Source organism: Roseateles sp. P5_E11 (assembly GCF_054049355.1).
The window spans coordinates 1-818 of sequence record NZ_JBFUMO010001123.1 but is presented as its reverse complement, the minus strand read 5'-3'; the positions used below and the strand labels follow the sequence as shown (position 1 = coordinate 818).

The 818-nt window shown below is 64.4% G+C and carries 1 protein-coding gene; it reads right to left on the bottom strand.

All coding sequences use genetic code 11. From position 1 onward, the window contains the following. A partial coding sequence (locus ACXJKR_RS33830) for an extracellular solute-binding protein (RefSeq protein ID WP_457326589.1) occupies positions 1–818 on the bottom strand: 818 nt, incomplete at both ends.

Sequence of the window (818 nt, the reverse complement as noted above, 5' to 3'; positions counted from 1 at the left end):
CACCCAGAGGCTGGCGCCGCCGATGACGGTGTTCTGCGGTGCGCCGGGCACGTCCGGGTAGTAGGGCAGGGCGGTGATGCCGAAGGCGAACTTGGCGTTCTTCTTGATGTCGCCGTAGATGCTGGACGAGGCCGTGGTCATGGCGCACTCGCCCGACACGAAGGTGGCGTCGGACGTATTGCCGCGGCCTTTGTAGACGAAGAGCCCTTGCTTGGACATGTTGGCCAGGTTCTCGATGTGGCGCAGGTGCAGCGGCGTGTTGAAGGCCAGGCGTGCGTCCAGGCCGCCGAAGCCGTTGTTCTTGGTGGCGAACTCGACGTTATGCCAGGCCGAGAAGCTCTCCAGCTGCGTCCAGCTCATCCACGATGTGGTGAGGGGGCACTTGCTGCCGTTGGCCTTGAGCTTGGCGGCCGCCGAAGCCACCTCGGGCCAGCTCGTGGGCGGCTTGTCGACGCCGGCGGCCTTCAATGCGTCCTTGTTGTAGAAGAAGACCGTCGTCGAGCTGTTGAAGGGGAAGCTCAGCATCTGGCCGTTGGGAGCCGTGTAATAGCTGGCCACTGCGGGCACATAGGCGCTGGGGTCGAAGGGGACGCCGGCCTCCTTCATGATGTCCGCCACCGGCTTGATGGCCGCCTTGCTGGCCATCATGGTGGCCGTGCCGACCTCGAAGACCTGCAGGATGTGGGGTGCATTGCCGGCCCGGAAGGCGGCGATGGCCGCGGGCATGGACTCGTCGTAGGTGCCCTTGAAGGTGGGGATGACCTTGTAGTCCTTCTGGCTGGCGTTGAAGTCTTTGGCCAGGTCGTTGACCCATTCAC